Here is a 15,504-nt window from a genome sequence, read left to right as displayed (position 1 = left end):
GATAGGCTCCTTAGCATATAATTTCCGTTGTTTTTATAACCACTATTAGGCGTTCAAGGCATCGGTTACCAATTGCGTTTCACTAGAAGGCTTCGCAAAGACAGCGTTGATTCCTGATATGATTGCGGAGTGTTCTCCACCTGCCATTGGAACTACGATACTGGTACCATTAAAGGCAACAAGACTTTGTCCTGGCGCTGCTTTTTGCTCAAAAGCGATGCGTGTGGCAGCTCCACTCATAGTTCCGTAAGGGCCGTAAGTGGTTCCGCTTTTACTCGTAAAGCTTATTTGTAACACACAGTGCCAACCGTACCATAATCCTGTATATCCTGAAACGGCGACAATAGGATCGTTTTGAGGAAGTTCAAACTGCTGCTCTTGCCCTCCATTACCTCCGTGTTGAGGTAAGGTAAATACACCTGTATTATTGTTTTGAGTGCCAGTATTGTAGGGGCCGAAACCTGTATTTTGAGTTTGAATGGCATTCAGCACGTCTCCTGAACGCAGTGTTATTTTACTGATTGCCGGATTTCCAGCTGCATTGATTATAGGAGCATCGTTAAAAATAGCACTTGTTGAAGGTTGTAATAGCTGACTTAGTATCATGAATTGTGCCTGTTCAAATTGGAAGTTGCCCGAGTTAAAACGCCACATAAAAACATCCTGATAAGTGTATTGTTTGCCGTTAGCAGTAAAGCCTTCAGTAACTTCGGAAGCTACTTGTTGTGCACTGCTATTTGGCGCGGCATTTCCAGGTTCAAATTGTGCGCCATAGCCAATTTTTTCAGGAGCAATGCCTTTCGATAAGAAGCTCGATAAAGGCATGCCGTCGTAAAATTGAGGCGTTACAAAATCGAAGGCTTCATTTACTGTTGGATAGTCAATAGTCGGAGTAGGCCACGCTGGGGTAAAAGATAAATAGTACTTGGTGGTTTGTTGGTCAAATACAGCGCGGATGGTACTGAAAAGTATTTTGAACTGCGCTTGGGTCATTTGTGTAGATACATCGCCTTCCCAATCTATATCCAAGCCGTTCATGCCGTTGGCCTGAAGGTAATTGACGAGATTATTGGCAAAATTGGTAGCTTCTGTGGTAGGGTTACCTCCAGGTTTAAAAATAGAAGCCAAAGTACTATTTCCGGAATACACCATAGTGGCCAGAAATTTTACGCTTGGATTTACCTGTCGCGCATCGCGCAGAATAAAGTTCAAATAGTCCTGATTGTGAAGTCCACCAGGGTGAGATGCATCCCCAATTTTGATGGTACTTCCTTGTGCAGCATTTGTTACTTCGAAAAAGGCAAGTCCTAGCATATTGACGTCGTTGTAGACCTTGTTATTGATTAACGATTGATAGCAACTGTCAGGGCTGTGGTAGTTTGTGTGTGGTGGCTCGTCTTCGTTAAGAAATATCCACGCATTTTGGCCGTAAGGTAATGAGTTGGTTGACATAGTATATAGTTTTAAAATTAGTTACAGTTTGTTTGTGTTATCGTTTGTGCTGAGAAGATGGATGCTTCATCGCTCTTTTAATTTCTTAACTGTTTTAGTGAGAAATTCGAGTGTTTGTTACTGCGATTATTCAGGAGTATAAAGTTCTGGAATTAAGTAGTGTTTACAGGAATTAATGGTATGAGCTGTAGATAATTGGGTACTAGCTAGTGCAGAGTATTCACAAGAGTAGGAGCTAGTTGTATAGAGTTTAGGTAAGAAACTCACTTGTGGTATCGTATACCTGTTAAAATGATGTGATGCTGTTAGTAGAATGTTTATTTTTGAGGCGCTATTCATTTGAAAAAATATACTGACTATGGAAAACAAAATGACTATTCGAAGCCTTGAATTTGGAGTGGAGAGCTGTTTTGAAGTGCAATCAAACAAAATAGGGATTTATTTATTGCTCGCTTTTATAAGCTTGACGTTTTTGGGCATATCCTACCTAGCTTTATCTGCGATCGATGAAAAAGAGTTTTCTTCAGTGTTAATCATTATGATCTTGCTATTTTTTTTGGTTGGGTTACCGACTCGATATTTACTTTGGAATGTTTATGGGAAAGAATTGCTTGTTATTTCTAAACGTTCTGTGAGTTGGTGTCACGATTATGGTTGGGTAAGAACCAAATGGAAAACCGCAGTGTTCAGCGAGCTTATCTTGGAAGTCCTTGAAGTCCGAAAAGTGGATGAGGTTGAACAATACAGCATCGCGTTTTTGGATGTGGACAAAGAAACGGGGTTACCTGTCTTGATATACGAAACGAGTGTTGATATATCAAAAAAGGATTATTCGAAATTTAAGACCGTGCTACAGGCAGCGTTAAATCCGGATGTTGCAACGCCCTATGAGTTTACGTTTTCTCTCAATTAGCTATCAAGGAAGTATAGCAGCTTAAAAAAGTAACTTATGAAAAAGCAAATGATGAAAAAACTAGTCATTTTAGATTTGGATGAAACACTTATGTATGCAACCTCAACTCCTAAAACAGCCGCTTGGGATTTTGAATTGCCACCTTATAAAGTATACAAACGTCCATTTTTAGAAGAGTTTTTGACGGAACTCAAAGAGCATTATCGCATAGCAATATGGTCGTCAGCTTCTGATCAATATGTCGAGGAGATGGTTGCACATATAGTTCCTAAAAATTTTCCGCTGTGTTTTGTTTGGGGACGGTCAAAATGTACTTTGGTTAGGTCTTTTGAGGAGATCAACGATATCGATTACACGGATCATTCACTGTATTTAAAGAATGTAAAAAAGGTGTACCGAAAAGGATATGCATCCAAAGAGTCAATTTTGATAGTTGACGATACTCAGAGTAAGCTCCGCCGTAATTATGGAAATGCAATATATCCTACTGCCTACCGAGGGAATCCTGCCGATGACGAGCTGAAAAAACTACTTCGCTACCTGATTAAAATTAAGAATGTATCAAATTTTAGATCGTTAGAAAAAAGAAATTGGAAGTCTCAGTTGTAATGGAGAGTGTAAATTTCTCGACAGCTAAACTCCTTTCGTTGGAGTATATCCATAAGTAATTATACTTCGTTGAAAACAATTATTATGTTATTTTCTTTGTGTTTTAGAGCATGAAACAGGACTGCTATTTTTGGTAGTGTTAAATGCTATTATTTGTAGTATTTTAAAAGGGAGTAGCTCTACCTAGTTGTTTTTGTTAATGTCTTGTTTATGAGTGTTTTGTTTTTTGTTTCGTTGGGCTTCTGTTCGTGGAAATAGGGTTGCTATAGTTAGTGGTTCTTTTTGCTATAATTTGTAGCAATGTTAGAGAGTGATTTTGCAAATGTTTTTTATGAGTAATGTGTTGCTTGTGAGGTGTTTGTTTTTTGAGGTGTAAAGTATATATCTCTTTTAGTAGGATTGCTATGGATGGTAGTTTGTTTTGCTATTATTTGTAGTTTTTTGTAAAAGGGTATTCCGTAATTCCGTGTATGAACGATACTAGAAGGTTCCGGTTCTTTGTCAGTCGGATAGAAGGTTATAACAGTCCCTCACAATAAAGTAAATGAAAACTTTGAGAATGGTATAGTTCGAATGGATTTTTTTAGTTTTACACGATGCATTAACTAGGATAGAACTATGAAAAATATTATTGTTACAGGGTGCAGCCGTGGTATAGGCTTGGCCATCGCAGCGAGGCTTGTAAAAAAATCGAATGTTAAAGTTATTGGGACGTCAACTTCCGGAAAGTGCGAATTGAATGCTCATAATTTTAACTGTCTGTCACTAGATGTATCCAGTCCAAAATCTATAAGTGATTTTGTTAGTGAATTACAAGGGATAAAAATTGACCTCTTAATAAATAATGCTGGGATTCTTTTGGAAGACTGGGGGGATGCAGCGGTTAATTTTCAACAGTTACGTCAAACTTTCGATGTTAATTTGTTCGGGACAATTGAACTCACCGAAAAGTTACTTCCACAAATGAACTCAGAGGCGCATATAGTGAACATTACTTCAGACTGGGGCTCTTTTAGTGAGCAAAATTTTGATGCTTTTCAGCCGCATTACAAAATGTCCAAGGCGGCTTTAAACATGTATACCAAATTACTTGCCAAGCGTTTTGAGCATAGGCTTATTGTTTCGGCTTTTGATCCGGGTTGGACGCAAACAGATATGGGAGGTCATGAGGCATCCCGAACACCAGCAGAGGTGGCAATGGATATGGAACAATTGATAGAGCGAGTTCCAGAAAGTGGCCATTTTTGGCATCGTGGAAATATTCGAGAGTGGTAAGTGCTAACCGCTTGTAAAAGGTCGAATTAGAGCGGTTTTTGTACTGCTAAGAAGGCGAATTATCGGAAGTACAGCTGGTTGTATTCAGTGTTTTCCTGTTTTATTTGATGGTGTAAAGAGCAAAAAAAAAAGCGAACGTACGTTCGCTTTTACTTGGAGTTTATAATTTATTTTCTCTTGTACACATAGGTAAATTCCTTACCGTGTTCTTTATCTGTAAACCTAAAACTATTATTGTTGTTACTAAAAGTCAACTTACGCAAGCTTGGTTTTGTATCTCCTTGTATGGTAATCCCATACGTAGTATCACCGTGTTTACTCCACACTCCCGTTGCGGTACCGTCATCTACACATTTGTTTTCATAAAATTCAAAGGAAGCAATGGAAATCGATTTGTCTTCTTTAACGATAAAAGTGGTCTTTTTTTCACAATCGCTAACTTCTTTTCCTTGTAATGAAAATTTGTACCAGGTTCCTATAAAAGGATCTTTAAGGTCTTGGTCGTTATCTGTACAGGCAGTCAGGAAGCACAAGGTAAGTGCTAAGAGCATTAATTTTTTCATAATAACAAATTTTTAAAACGCGAAAGTAGTAAAATACAAACGAAAATATCAAAACTAGATGACTTCTTTTACAGCTTAACAGGAGGAAGGGGGGATGTTGCAAATTCTTGGTTTCCAGAAAGAGTATCGGTTGTTGTTGAACTATTTTGAGTGTTGTTGTGTCGCGCTAGTACTCAAAAGGTGTCGTCCGATAACGTGTGTTAGTATTGCGGCAATACTACCATAGAGGAGAAAACCGAAATGTATGCCTAGAATAGGGAGCCCGCAAGCTACTTTATGCTCTTGTTTCGGATAGAAAAATGGAGGAATGATGAAATTATAGAGTAGTATAACGATTAGTAAAATTATAAAATCGGGGAAGTACCGAGAACCTTGTTGGGAGCGTTGAGAAAGCAATTTCTTTTTTAAAAAGTAACAGGCTAATTGAATCAAAGAGATAAGAAAAAGGACACCGAATACCATGAGCAATTTGTATTTGATTCCAAAAATAGTGAATTTGGAATAAATTTTCGAGCTATTTCAAGAGTGAGGAACAGGGTGCTCTGACATTTAGTATTTTTAGAGGAACAAAGCAGTTTAAATTGGATACTATGGCAGCATCGTTATGGAGTGATGAGGTTGTCGAGATAACTCCTAAACGGATTCTGTGAAAATATTTCAATAGTGATGCATGACTATTGTATTTTTTGTCGATGTCAGTGGCTAAAACACAACCATAAGAATATAAAAATCCCCAATTCTTCAAAAAAGAAAAAGGGGATTGACAACGTAATTAGGTTATACCCCAAATGGAGCTACTCGAACACAGCATCTAAACTGAGGTTCTAAGCCCATATATTGTTCGTAAGTGACAAAAGCACCATACGGAAAGCCTGTCATTAATTTACAAGTTCTACCATTACACGATTGGTTTCCTCCATTAATAGCTTTTTTTTCTGAATTGTCTAAGGTAGTTCCTAAGTTTGAAATATTCTTTAGCATAATATAAATTTTTAAGTGAGGTAAACTTATTAATTAAAGGAATGAAAGAGCGCGGTAAATTGGTACAATAAGTAAGGTTTTTCCTTATTTAACATTTAAAGTATTAAAAGGTGCTTTGAGTGAGAACGCTAAAAAAGCCCGGGAGTATCCCAAAGCTTTTTTAACGAACTATTTTGCTTTAAAAATGTGCTTTAGCAAGAAATAGGATGCTAGAAACAAAAATAGGTAGCTGATATAGATGAGTATTTTTACTGTTTCTAGTGTTTTCATTTTAATATAAAGTGTTCCTAAATAACTAGTAAAAGCCAATAAATAAAAGCTAATGGTGTATATAATATACTTGTGTTTCTGCATAATACGAGTATTACTTGCAAATTTCAAGATCCTCCGTACCATCCGGACGCAATACGATATCACATTTGCCACAACCTGTTTCTTCGACAATCATGTTACTCCATTCTGCAACCAAACACATCATATAAGCTCCGGTTGAGCAAGGTAGCCAGTCACATAAAACAGCAACCAAAGGTTCGTCATCTTGATCTTTTAAATACTTAAAGCAGTCGTCAAAGGTGTTAAAGCAATAAAAAGGGTCCTTGTTAGCTCTGGCATACGCTGTAGTTGGATCCAGATGTTGATTTCTAAATTGCGTGTACTGTTGTTCGGTAAATCCATTGAACAAGGAATGAGATGACTTTTTACCCGTTTTGATATTTATGATTTCAAGGAATTTGAGCTCATTTTGTAAATCAAAACCGTAACGTAAATACATAGCAGTACGAAGACGCTTGTCGTTTAATTTATAGTCTGAATACAGTAGGTAGTTCTCAATTTTAAACTGGTCAACAACCGAGTTGTTTTCTTGTTTAAGCACGTGGAAGTTGTTACCTTGGTAGTTGAAAACTCCTTTCTGAGCAAACCTAACACTGCTGTTATCGCTAACTTGTCTATTGGGGCTGGCGGCGTAATAATCAATATTTTGTGAGATTAACTTTTCGGCGTATCGAATACCTTTTGAAGCGTCGATTTGTTGTTCTTCGTTGGATTCACAGCTGCTGAAGAGTAAACTAAGGATTCCGAGAATCAAAAGTGTAGTAAGATTAAAATTTTTCATATGTACTTTATTTTTATTTAGACAAATTTAAAATAAAATACATACAAATAGGTAAGCCAGTGACTTACTTTAAGTAGGTCATTGACTTACTTTTTCAAAATTGTGGCTCCATTGAGAAAGGAGGATACCTATTGTTTTCAATACAAAAAAGCGAACGATAGTTCGCTTTTTTGATGTACTAGTTAAGTATCCTCTTGTAGTAGGTTTAGATTCAAATATCAACCAGTTTTTTATAGGGACTCCATGCCTTTTGGTTTAACAGGCTCCCATGGCTCCACAAAGTTGACTGATTACCCATTCTACCTTTGCGCCAGGGGTCATCATAATTCCTTTTACTTTTCCTATAGGTAAATGTACAATGGCAGCAATAGCTCCCATGCATACGGTTCTCCCTCCTGGAACATCTAAGCAGGCTGCGATAGCAGCACCTGCAGATATGTTTAATGCCGACTTACAAGCGATGCAACCAGGGCTTTCACATTCAGCAAAAACGCGTTCCGGATCAATGCCAGGATGAGCAATAGCCGATAAAAAGTGCTTTTTTACTTCCGGATTGGCTTCGAAAAAATGAGCGTTCACATAGTCGGGTTGTCTACTTTTAGCCCTAATTCAGCAAAAACTTTTGCTGGGTACTTTAAAGCCTCTTTACACAGTTCGCTGTTTCCCATTATTGTTTTGAATACAGCAATAACATCGCTGAATCGTTCTAGTTTATTCTCCATTATAATATGTTTTTAGTTTGATATTGTTGAAGTTGCTATCCTTCTTTGTCATTAAAATCAAGGGGATATCCTCGTGTATTTTTGATTAGCTAACAGGTCAAAAGTGAAAATTATACGCGATTTTTTTTTCGTAAATGTATTAAAGGAGCATTTTTTGGTAACGAGGAGTATAGTATGCAGTAGGAGAAATGTATTTCTTGAGGTAAGGAGCAAACGTGCTTATAAATAATGGCAATAGAGTAGCGAGTCGTTGAAATGAATAAAACTACAATAATTGATATGGCAAATCTGTAAGGAATGCGGGTAGCAAGGTATCTTAAGCAAGATGAATAAAAAAAAGCGAACCGAAGTTCGCCTTATGTGGACTACATTCCACAGGCCCATCTTTTACCGTAGAATCCTATTAGACATGAACCAGGACAGTGCTCCTGACATTCAGCAAGAGAGTTCCAAATACCTCCTTTAATAGCTTGTTGTTCATTTTTGTTTAGTGTTTCACCTAGGTTTGAAATGTTCTTTAACATAATAATTAGATTTTTAAAATTTCTCAAAGCTAGTTTAAATTTATTGGGTATTTGTCTTAAAATCAATACAAAAAGTAGGGTTTTTCCTTGTTTGGCTTCGATGTGTTGAATATAATTTATTAGGGGGGTACATGCTGCTTTTTATGTGCTAATAATCCGCTGTATTTTGCTAAATAAACCTCTTAAAAGTTAAAGTACTGCTAAGGTTTATGAGCCTAGTTACGGAGTTGCGTTAAATTGCTATTAAAGTCATGAGCGTGTTGGGTTTAAGTAAGGGGACTTGGTTACTTTCGTCTTTTTTAAAGTAAACATTATGATTAAAAAAATACTCTATTTAGTTAATTTTAGTCTCCTAGTTTTTGTAACTAAATTTTCTTTTGCTCAGGTAACTCTGCAAGGGGTGGTGATGGATACAAACGGGAAACCAATTCCTTATGCGAACATTGTAGTTGCTACTAAAAAGCTAGGAACCTTCTCTGATGAAGCAGGTAGGTTTGAATTGAAAACAACTCATTTAGAGAGTACTACTGTTGTTGCGTTTTCTTGTTTAGGATTTAAAACAGAAGAACGCTCTGTAAAACAGCTGTTAGACGGAGGTTCAAAGATTATGTTAAAAGAGAAAGAAAAACGGTTGGATGAGGTAGTGCTGCAAGTCAGAAAATTGAAGACGTACAAAAAGGGAAAAACGAGGTTCAAAAATACAGATCTCATTCGATATGGGAGTAGTTTTCGAGAAGCTGCTTGGAACCAACCAGGACACGAGTTGGGAATGAAGTTTTCATTGGGGAGTAGCAAAACAAGTCATTTAAAGGAAGTAGCATTTTACATCAAAAGGAATGCTTTTAAGCATGCCGTTGTTAGGCTTAACATATATAGTTTAAAGCAAGGGAAGCCTATTAAAAAACTGAGCAATGTTATTGTAAAATTAAAGGATCATTTTACAGGCTGGAAAACTGTAGCTCTTTCAGAATTAGGATTGCGGGTAAAAGAGGATGTAGTATTGAGCATCGAGTTTCTGAATGGGAGTCCGAAGTGCTATGAAAACCCTGGGGGTTGCGGATTGTTCCTCTCGTATTATCCAACGTGGTTTAGTCCGCCTATGTATTCGAAGGCAGGGGTGAATTCAAGTTGGGAAGTAGCTAAAGGTCGGTCCTTGACCATGACATTAAGCTACAAGCAATAAATAGCAGTGTTTTATTAGAGGACTTATGAACGTATAAAATGCGATGTGGATGAGAATTGTAGTATCTTGTCAGGCGACCCTGAAAATGAACCACCTTTAAAAATTGCTAAGAAATGAATAACAAGTTACAACAGCTACATACGAGTATATTATTAATATTGGGAGTTAATTTTTTAACTTCAATGGTCTGTGGGGTAGGGCTGCAAAGTAAGATCACGACAATACTTGTCTTGGGACTTATAAGTACGGGTATCGTATTGTTTTACACTTATGTAAAACCCTTTAAAAGACGTTCTTACTACTACTCAATATACGTGTTTTGGGTGGTGATGCTCGGTGTGGGCTGGCTGTTACGTGGAATTGTTGGAGCAATATTGTTTTCTGTAGTAAGCTACCCTATATTTCCCGATACTACGTGCTATGAAAATCAGCAATGGAAAGTTGTGGAGCCTTTTTCAGGGGTAATGGGAGCTTGTTGTAATTATCAGTTAAAAGAGAAAATAGGATTTTTCCTTGAAAAAAATAGTGCCAAATTTCGAGTAGAGGCCCCAATTCTAATAAAGGATGTATTTTTACAAACCGCAACATCCGAGTATTTGGTAGAATATGAGCTGCCCGATGGTAGCAGAGCGGTAAAAAAACTCACTGTTCAACAAGCTGAATACAGCCAATAAGTAGCTTTAAATTACTGTTATCTATGAGAAAAAAGATGCCGTTTTTGGGCATTGCTATTGTGCTCGTTATTGTTTTTATAGTGTTTTACCCATTACAGTTTAATTTATACGAATTGCTGAAGGTAAAACGCTATGTAGACTATGTAATAGTGCCGAGTTATGCGGTACTTGTTTTATACGATATAGTCAGAAATATTCGTAAAGGAGAAAAGGACTGGTGGAAGTATTTGGTCGACTTTAGTACCACCACTGCGGTGCTAGCTGTGGTATACTATTTTTTGATTCGCGGTTTTATAGCCTTTTTGCTATTGTTCATCAATAGTGTGTTGGATGTTACGGATCCCGTAACTGTCCAGGGAAAGGTGGTAGAAATTGTCGATATCGTAGGTACAGGAAATAGTTTAGGAACCTATGAATTGGTGGTAGTACAGGACGGTAAAGAGTACGTATTTGAGTCCAATCACTTTACTCTTGCTAATTATAAGGTGGGGACTGTTTTTAACGAAGAGTTTCAACGAGGCATTCTCGGTATTTTGTACAAGAAATAAAGTGGGGAGCAGCGCAATTTTTTTTGAATTCCCTTGTTGCTACCATAGCAATAGCAAGAAATTTCTTTCAAACTGTTCTTTGGGGTAAATATTACGAAGTCAGCCACTGCCACCACGGAAAATACAAAAGGATACCTGCAGCAAAAGAGCCGATAATGTTGTAGCCGATGTATTGCCATTTTTCTCTTTGAAATAATGATATCAAGGTAAAAATAAAGGCGAGCAACGTTATGGCTATACCAATGAGAAGGATGTCGTGCAAGGCGTGTTGAAGGCTAAATAAAGCTCGGTTTTTTCCTGAAGACTTCGTGAATTTTAAGACTAAATCTACTTGCATTACAAGGGCCAATACGAAGGCAATACTGTTTAAAACTAGGGCTATTAGGGTACTTTTCTTGAATTTTGATTGATGTTTTGTAGGAAGTAGCTTTTTCATGAAGTGAAAGTACTAAAAATTATTTTTTGAAGAAACTGAGGATTAAGCACGGCATATTCCTTTATTAACGTGGTTAAACAGCTAGAAATTCCATGTGAAAGGTTAATAAATCAGATTTGTGATCAATCTCTAGTAAATAGTTTCTAGACTATAAACATCTATTCCTTCTTTAGCAATATAGTTGTTCAATCTCTCTCTTAATGATTCCACAATAATAAATTCCAGTATTCTTTTATTGTTAAAATTGTATTTAACAAATATTAAACCATTTTTTTCGAGGTTTTTTATTGATTCCCATTCAAAGCCTTTTGCTCTCAGGAAACCCATAATTTTGTCTTTAGTATATAATTCAGCTATTACCAAAAGAATATTAAACTCTGTTGGTTTTGTCTTTTTATTAGCTTGTTTTAATTCATATTCATCATTTGCAATTTTTCTAATTTTTTCTAAACAACGTTCTTCAAATTCACGTCGATACTCAAAAAGTAATTTAACATCATCTAGAAGTTTTTTTTTGTTTTTTGATTTTTGAAATAAATTAAATTCTTTTTCAATGTTAATTAATAATTTATCTTTTTCTTCTTCTAATTTTTTCCTACTCTTTATTTCTATAAAATTGTTATTCTCAATACCAATGTTAAATTTAATTGGTGTAACTTCGCTATAAGGAATATTGTTTCTTTTTTTAGCTTTCCAATAGTAATTCAGATCATGAATTAGCTTTTCATTATCTGTATCGTACTTGATTTTTATTCTTGAATTATAATCTAAACTTTTATTAAAATACATAGTGTTAATTTTTTATAAAGAACCTAATATGGTCTAACGATCTGTTGTATGTGTAGTGTCGGATTTGGAAGCTCCTCGTAATGAAATTGTGATGGTGATGATTCGAGCTACAAGTATTGACGTTTAATGTCTTACCCGCAATTACGTGCCAGCCATTGTAGGCATTCTTAATCGTTACTTCCATTGTTTTCAAAGTTTGCAGTAAGTTTTTTCCATTATATTCGGTAGATGTGGAATAATTTCTTCCATGCTTGAATTCATATTTAAACTTGCAGAATGATAATTATTTAATTGATTGATAATGTTTTCTTTCTGAGTTTCAGATAGCGCCATAAATGAGGCTTCTGTTAGATAGTTATGAGAATTAGACAAATGAATAAATGAACAGTCAAACTTGTATACCTTTTGTGTCCAAGGCTGTAATTCATTTGAAATATTTAACATGTCTCTATCAGTTACATTTTAAACCTTATTTTTTTGATTTATAAAAGTCCACTTCTCTCCATTAAGCGTTTTCTGTATTAATAGTTCTCTTTTTTCAATTGTTTATTACGGTGTTAATTTACTTATAATATAGACCTACCAATTTATTTGAAATTTTTGAAACTGTTTACGGTTTCCCGTAAAGGGAATTAATTTTTTTTGCATTCCATTAAAAGTAAGTCAACGACTTACTAAAAGTATGTCAATGGCTTACTCATGCTCTTATTCAGGTTACTATTTTTGCGGACGCATTTTACCAAGGGTAGAATGTATTATCAAACAATAAAAAGAAATAATGAAAAACTTTAAACAAGCTAATTTCCTCATGAAAGCGAAACATTGGGGAATTGTTGTCTTCGCTGGACTTACTACAGTATTGAGTTGCAGTGATATTGAGGAATTGAATCACAAGCATGAGCAAAAGAAATCTATTGCACCCAAAATTAACTCGCTGACATTACAGGAAGCAAGTAAAAACGATGATTTTCATGATGTTACAGGTGCTTTTAAAATTGGGGTTTATGGCAGAGATAGGGGGAGTCAGGAGAAACCATTGGAAAATGAATTTACAATTCAAACAGACCAGATTAACCGGATTGAAGAGCCTAATTACGTTTCGTATACTTTTCAAATTTCTAGAGAAGGAATTAGTGATGACGCTTTTGAGAATTTGGTAATCGAAAAGAAAAATGGGAAAATTCAGGGTTTTATTCTGAAATATGAAAATCCACGTTATGTATTAGAAGGGAATAGAGTTGTTTTACAAGCACAGCTTTCAAGAACACCTAACCTAGAAAATATTCAGGCCCTTTTACAACAAATAAATAATCCATCATTGTTTAGAATGGAGTCTTTTGAATGTACTATTCAAACTATTTATTCTTTAAGGTATTGTCGTAAACATGGAGTATTCAATAAAGATAATGCCCTTTGTGGTCATGAAGGTTTGTCTAATTATGTGAGAACATATGAAAGAGTATGTTCAGGAGGAGGAACTTCAAACTCTAATAACAACCTAGGAGGACCGACAAAAGGAGGAGGTAGCTCAGGCGGTGGAGGAAGTGGAAGTAGTTCTAATAATAGTTCATCATCTCCAGTTAATACTAATCCAGTTAAAGGGTTTGAACGATTTAATAGTATTAGTGATGCTACTTCAAGGGCTCCTTCTAGATTCGCTTCTGTAGAATCTCATTTTCAATATTTAAGAAATGTTGGTTTTTTAATGGGGGTTAATCAAAACAATAGAGAGCTTTCTAAATTGTTGGTTGACGTTTCTAACAAGGTAACCACATTAAAGCCAGGAGAATCTCATAGATTGGTTTATAAAACGGTTGAACTTTTAAATATATTAAAACGTAATAAAGGCAATTTCAAGACCTTATCAGGTGCTGATAAAGAAAGAGCAGAAAAATTAGTTAAGTACATTAAAGTACTTTCAGATTTTAAAGCTTTAGTGCTTGATTTAAGTGTTTACTCTGATGATTTTATTAGTAGTTCTAGCGATTGGTTTTTTGATTCTAGTAAGGAAAGTGTTCGTCAAAAAATAAGAACTTTTATTCAGTATAAGGATAAAACTACAAAACTTAAAAAGTGGATCAAAGGGCAACTTGAATTAGAGATAGAAACTCATACATTCAAATGGAAAGCTGCGAGTGGAATGCTTCAAAATAATCCTAATTTTAAATTTACCCATGTAGATCATAAACCTGGAATTTCTTATTATAAATTAACTTCAGGAGCTATAGTAGGAGCAAGTCCATATGAGAAATCATTAAGTTCATCAGGAGACTTAAAAAATGCATTTGATGATAATATAGGTTTTACTACAAATAGAAGATTTTATTATATTAAATTTTCTTCTAATGATACCTGGTCTGAACTTTTATTCCATCCAAAAATGTTGGGTCAGGAACTGAAGTTACTCTTTAAATTAGGAGCAATAGAATTAGGAAAAAGTATAGGACAGTATGTTTTACCTATCGAAGACGTCAATATACTCATTAACGGAACTGATTTTAACGGAGACCAAGTTTCTCGTTGGCAAGCAGCTGGATTCTTATTATTAGAGGTTGCACAAGTAGGAAAAGTAGCTAAAGCATTTAAAGTTGTTAGTTCTGTCGCTAAATCAACCAAAACATGGAAAGTTGCAGCACAAATTGGAGGTAAAACCTATGTAAAAACGGTAACAGCCTTATCTACAACTTTGTTAAGAAAGGCTGACGATGTGTCAACTGGAGCTAAACAGCTTGTCGATCAGTTGCATAAATCGGGAAAATATTCAAAAGATGTAATAGAGGATGGTATAGAGGTTGCTATAGATGTAGTAGAGAAAACAAAGAAAAGAATTCCTTTAGATAAATTAATAGCTCTTTTTAAAAGAGGGAATGATTTTAATAAAAAAGCAGAAGTCCTTGAATGGTATAAGTATAATGAAATACATCTAGCTAATGGAAAAAGATTGGATAGTTATGACCCTGTTGCAAAAGAAATAATTTCTAGAAAGGCAACAGATTTACAAAATATAAAATTTACTACTTTTGAAAAGTATTTAAAAGAATTTACAAAAAAATACAAGGTAGGAACTAAGATTAGGTCTAATAAATATCTTAAAGAATTGGATGGTAAATTATTGGAAGGAACTTATGTACTTGAAATACCTGATTCAAATCAGAATTTATCTAATATTCAAACGTTTATTGATTATGCCTGGAAAAACCATAACGTAAAAATAAGATTTAAACCGGAATAAATATAGTTTTATGATTGATGAAAAATATATCTATGAGAAAAAGCAATTAGATTTTTATAACAGTATAGACTACTATAAAAAATTAGAATCTTTATCAAAAAGATATCCTATTAATGACGGCCGTTTAGAGAAGTTAGACAAGAAAAAAGTACTAAAAATATTCGAGGATTTAGGATATACAGCTAAGTATATGGGAAAGGAAAAGTTTTATAAAATACATCAGGATTTTGATGAGTATGAAGGATATTTTCATGTAAGTCTTGTACATGGTTTAGTTGAACTTATTTTCGGGTTTTCAAAAAAAGATGTTCCTTTTTCTTTTAAATCAGATTATCATATTGGAGGGACTGCAGGAAGAGTATGTAGAATGATTAAGTATGCTTTAAATAGAGATATTGAAGAGTACAGAAATCCCTCGATAAGAAAACCTTGTTTTACAAATTATGAGGAATTAAAGGAAATTCTAAAAGAATCCTTGTTTTTGTATGA

Annotated in this window: 16 protein-coding genes; 7 read left to right on the top strand and 9 right to left on the bottom strand. The window is 35.1% G+C overall.

Features of this window, described 5'->3' with window-relative positions:
* Nucleotides 1-45 precede the first annotated feature (45 nt).
* The gene (locus ACKTS5_RS14285) at nt 46-1,452 is read right to left on the bottom strand and encodes a glycosyl hydrolase family 18 protein (protein WP_408044556.1); all 1,407 of its coding nucleotides are present in this window, start codon (nt 1,450-1,452) and stop codon (nt 46-48) included.
* A gap of 358 nt (nt 1,453-1,810) precedes the next feature.
* Between ACKTS5_RS14285 and ACKTS5_RS14280 the strand changes: the two genes are divergently transcribed.
* The 3 genes from ACKTS5_RS14280 to ACKTS5_RS14270 all read left to right on the top strand — a co-directional run bounded on the left by ACKTS5_RS14280 (nt 1,811) and on the right by ACKTS5_RS14270 (nt 4,249).
* Nucleotides 1,811-2,365 (top strand): hypothetical protein, encoded by a 555-nt coding sequence (locus ACKTS5_RS14280; RefSeq protein ID WP_408044555.1) that lies wholly within the window; start codon nt 1,811-1,813, stop codon nt 2,363-2,365.
* Between the two features lie 36 nt (nt 2,366-2,401).
* A complete protein-coding gene (locus tag ACKTS5_RS14275) occupies nt 2,402-2,974 on the top strand; it encodes an NIF family HAD-type phosphatase (protein WP_408044554.1) in 573 nt (190 codons plus the stop codon).
* A gap of 618 nt (nt 2,975-3,592) precedes the next feature.
* Nucleotides 3,593-4,249, top strand: a complete 657-nt coding sequence (locus ACKTS5_RS14270) for an SDR family NAD(P)-dependent oxidoreductase (RefSeq protein WP_408044553.1) — start codon at nt 3,593-3,595, stop codon at nt 4,247-4,249.
* Between the two features lie 167 nt (nt 4,250-4,416).
* On the opposite strand, the gene ACKTS5_RS14265 is transcribed toward ACKTS5_RS14270, so the two are convergent.
* The 6 genes from ACKTS5_RS14265 to ACKTS5_RS14240 form a co-directional block, all read right to left on the bottom strand.
* Nucleotides 4,417-4,812 carry a hypothetical protein gene (locus ACKTS5_RS14265; protein ID WP_408044552.1) on the bottom strand — a complete coding sequence of 132 codons (396 nt, stop codon included), beginning with the start codon at nt 4,810-4,812 and terminating at the stop codon, nt 4,417-4,419.
* Nucleotides 4,813-5,589: 777 nt separating this feature from the next.
* Nucleotides 5,590-5,793 carry a hypothetical protein gene (locus ACKTS5_RS14260; RefSeq protein WP_408044551.1) on the bottom strand — a complete coding sequence of 68 codons (204 nt, stop codon included), beginning with the start codon at nt 5,791-5,793 and terminating at the stop codon, nt 5,590-5,592.
* A 364-nt stretch (nt 5,794-6,157) separates the two neighbouring features.
* Complete coding sequence (locus tag ACKTS5_RS14255; RefSeq protein WP_408044550.1) at nt 6,158-6,907, bottom strand: hypothetical protein; 750 nt, start codon at nt 6,905-6,907, stop codon at nt 6,158-6,160.
* Between the two features lie 255 nt (nt 6,908-7,162).
* A complete protein-coding gene (locus ACKTS5_RS14250; protein WP_408044549.1) occupies nt 7,163-7,486 on the bottom strand; it encodes a hypothetical protein in 324 nt (107 codons plus the stop codon).
* Complete coding sequence (locus tag ACKTS5_RS14245; RefSeq protein ID WP_408044548.1) at nt 7,483-7,629, bottom strand: hypothetical protein; 147 nt, start codon at nt 7,627-7,629, stop codon at nt 7,483-7,485. Before ACKTS5_RS14245 ends, ACKTS5_RS14250 begins: the two co-directional genes overlap by 4 nt.
* A gap of 365 nt (nt 7,630-7,994) precedes the next feature.
* A complete protein-coding gene (locus ACKTS5_RS14240) occupies nt 7,995-8,153 on the bottom strand; it encodes a hypothetical protein (protein WP_408044547.1) in 159 nt (52 codons plus the stop codon).
* 313 nt (nt 8,154-8,466) lie between these two features.
* Between ACKTS5_RS14240 and ACKTS5_RS14235 the strand changes: the two genes are divergently transcribed.
* The 3 genes from ACKTS5_RS14235 (at nt 8,467) to ACKTS5_RS14225 (ending at nt 10,558) form a co-directional block, all read left to right on the top strand.
* A complete protein-coding gene (locus ACKTS5_RS14235) occupies nt 8,467-9,336 on the top strand; it encodes a carboxypeptidase-like regulatory domain-containing protein (RefSeq protein WP_408044546.1) in 870 nt (289 codons plus the stop codon).
* 113 nt (nt 9,337-9,449) lie between these two features.
* On the top strand, nt 9,450-10,010 hold the full coding sequence (locus ACKTS5_RS14230; RefSeq protein ID WP_408044545.1) for a hypothetical protein: 561 nt from the start codon (nt 9,450-9,452) through the stop codon (nt 10,008-10,010).
* Between the two features lie 23 nt (nt 10,011-10,033).
* A complete protein-coding gene (locus ACKTS5_RS14225; RefSeq protein ID WP_408044544.1) occupies nt 10,034-10,558 on the top strand; it encodes a hypothetical protein in 525 nt (174 codons plus the stop codon).
* Nucleotides 10,559-10,649: 91 nt separating this feature from the next.
* Here ACKTS5_RS14225 and ACKTS5_RS14220 read toward each other — a convergent pair whose 3' ends face one another.
* Together ACKTS5_RS14220 and ACKTS5_RS14215 are read right to left on the bottom strand one after the other, a co-directional pair.
* On the bottom strand, nt 10,650-10,994 hold the full coding sequence (locus ACKTS5_RS14220) for a hypothetical protein (RefSeq protein WP_408044543.1): 345 nt from the start codon (nt 10,992-10,994) through the stop codon (nt 10,650-10,652).
* A gap of 129 nt (nt 10,995-11,123) precedes the next feature.
* Nucleotides 11,124-11,783: a hypothetical protein gene (locus tag ACKTS5_RS14215; protein ID WP_408044542.1), complete on the bottom strand. Its 660-nt coding sequence runs from the start codon at nt 11,781-11,783 to the stop codon at nt 11,124-11,126.
* 778 nt (nt 11,784-12,561) lie between these two features.
* Here ACKTS5_RS14215 and ACKTS5_RS14210 point away from each other — a divergent pair.
* On the top strand, nt 12,562-15,015 hold the full coding sequence (locus ACKTS5_RS14210) for a hypothetical protein (protein WP_408044541.1): 2,454 nt from the start codon (nt 12,562-12,564) through the stop codon (nt 15,013-15,015).
* The last annotated feature ends 489 nt before the right edge of the window (nt 15,016-15,504 follow it).

The organism is Tenacibaculum litopenaei (genome assembly GCF_964514025.1).
In the GTDB taxonomy this organism is placed as follows: domain Bacteria; phylum Bacteroidota; class Bacteroidia; order Flavobacteriales; family Flavobacteriaceae; genus Polaribacter; species Polaribacter litopenaei.
The sequence above is the reverse complement of the archived record's forward strand: the minus strand, read 5'-3'. Positions and strand labels throughout refer to the sequence as shown.

Coding starts and splice junctions, on each gene's coding strand:
- ACKTS5_RS14275 (WP_408044554.1), top strand. CDS start 2,402: ATGAAAAAGCAAATGATGAAAAAACTAGTCATTTTAGATTTGGATGAA.
- ACKTS5_RS14285 (WP_408044556.1), bottom strand. CDS start 1,452: ATGTCAACCAACTCATTACCTTACGGCCAAAATGCGTGGATATTTCTT.
- ACKTS5_RS14265 (WP_408044552.1), bottom strand. CDS start 4,812: ATGAAAAAATTAATGCTCTTAGCACTTACCTTGTGCTTCCTGACTGCC.
- ACKTS5_RS14280 (WP_408044555.1), top strand. CDS start 1,811: ATGGAAAACAAAATGACTATTCGAAGCCTTGAATTTGGAGTGGAGAGC.
- ACKTS5_RS14235 (WP_408044546.1), top strand. CDS start 8,467: ATGATTAAAAAAATACTCTATTTAGTTAATTTTAGTCTCCTAGTTTTT.
- ACKTS5_RS14220 (WP_408044543.1), bottom strand. CDS start 10,994: ATGAAAAAGCTACTTCCTACAAAACATCAATCAAAATTCAAGAAAAGT.
- ACKTS5_RS14255 (WP_408044550.1), bottom strand. CDS start 6,907: ATGAAAAATTTTAATCTTACTACACTTTTGATTCTCGGAATCCTTAGT.
- ACKTS5_RS14210 (WP_408044541.1), top strand. CDS start 12,562: ATGAAAAACTTTAAACAAGCTAATTTCCTCATGAAAGCGAAACATTGG.
- ACKTS5_RS14230 (WP_408044545.1), top strand. CDS start 9,450: ATGAATAACAAGTTACAACAGCTACATACGAGTATATTATTAATATTG.
- ACKTS5_RS14245 (WP_408044548.1), bottom strand. CDS start 7,629: ATGGAGAATAAACTAGAACGATTCAGCGATGTTATTGCTGTATTCAAA.
- ACKTS5_RS14260 (WP_408044551.1), bottom strand. CDS start 5,793: ATGCTAAAGAATATTTCAAACTTAGGAACTACCTTAGACAATTCAGAA.
- ACKTS5_RS14270 (WP_408044553.1), top strand. CDS start 3,593: ATGAAAAATATTATTGTTACAGGGTGCAGCCGTGGTATAGGCTTGGCC.
- ACKTS5_RS14215 (WP_408044542.1), bottom strand. CDS start 11,783: ATGTATTTTAATAAAAGTTTAGATTATAATTCAAGAATAAAAATCAAG.
- ACKTS5_RS14225 (WP_408044544.1), top strand. CDS start 10,034: ATGAGAAAAAAGATGCCGTTTTTGGGCATTGCTATTGTGCTCGTTATT.
- ACKTS5_RS14240 (WP_408044547.1), bottom strand. CDS start 8,153: ATGTTAAAGAACATTTCAAACCTAGGTGAAACACTAAACAAAAATGAA.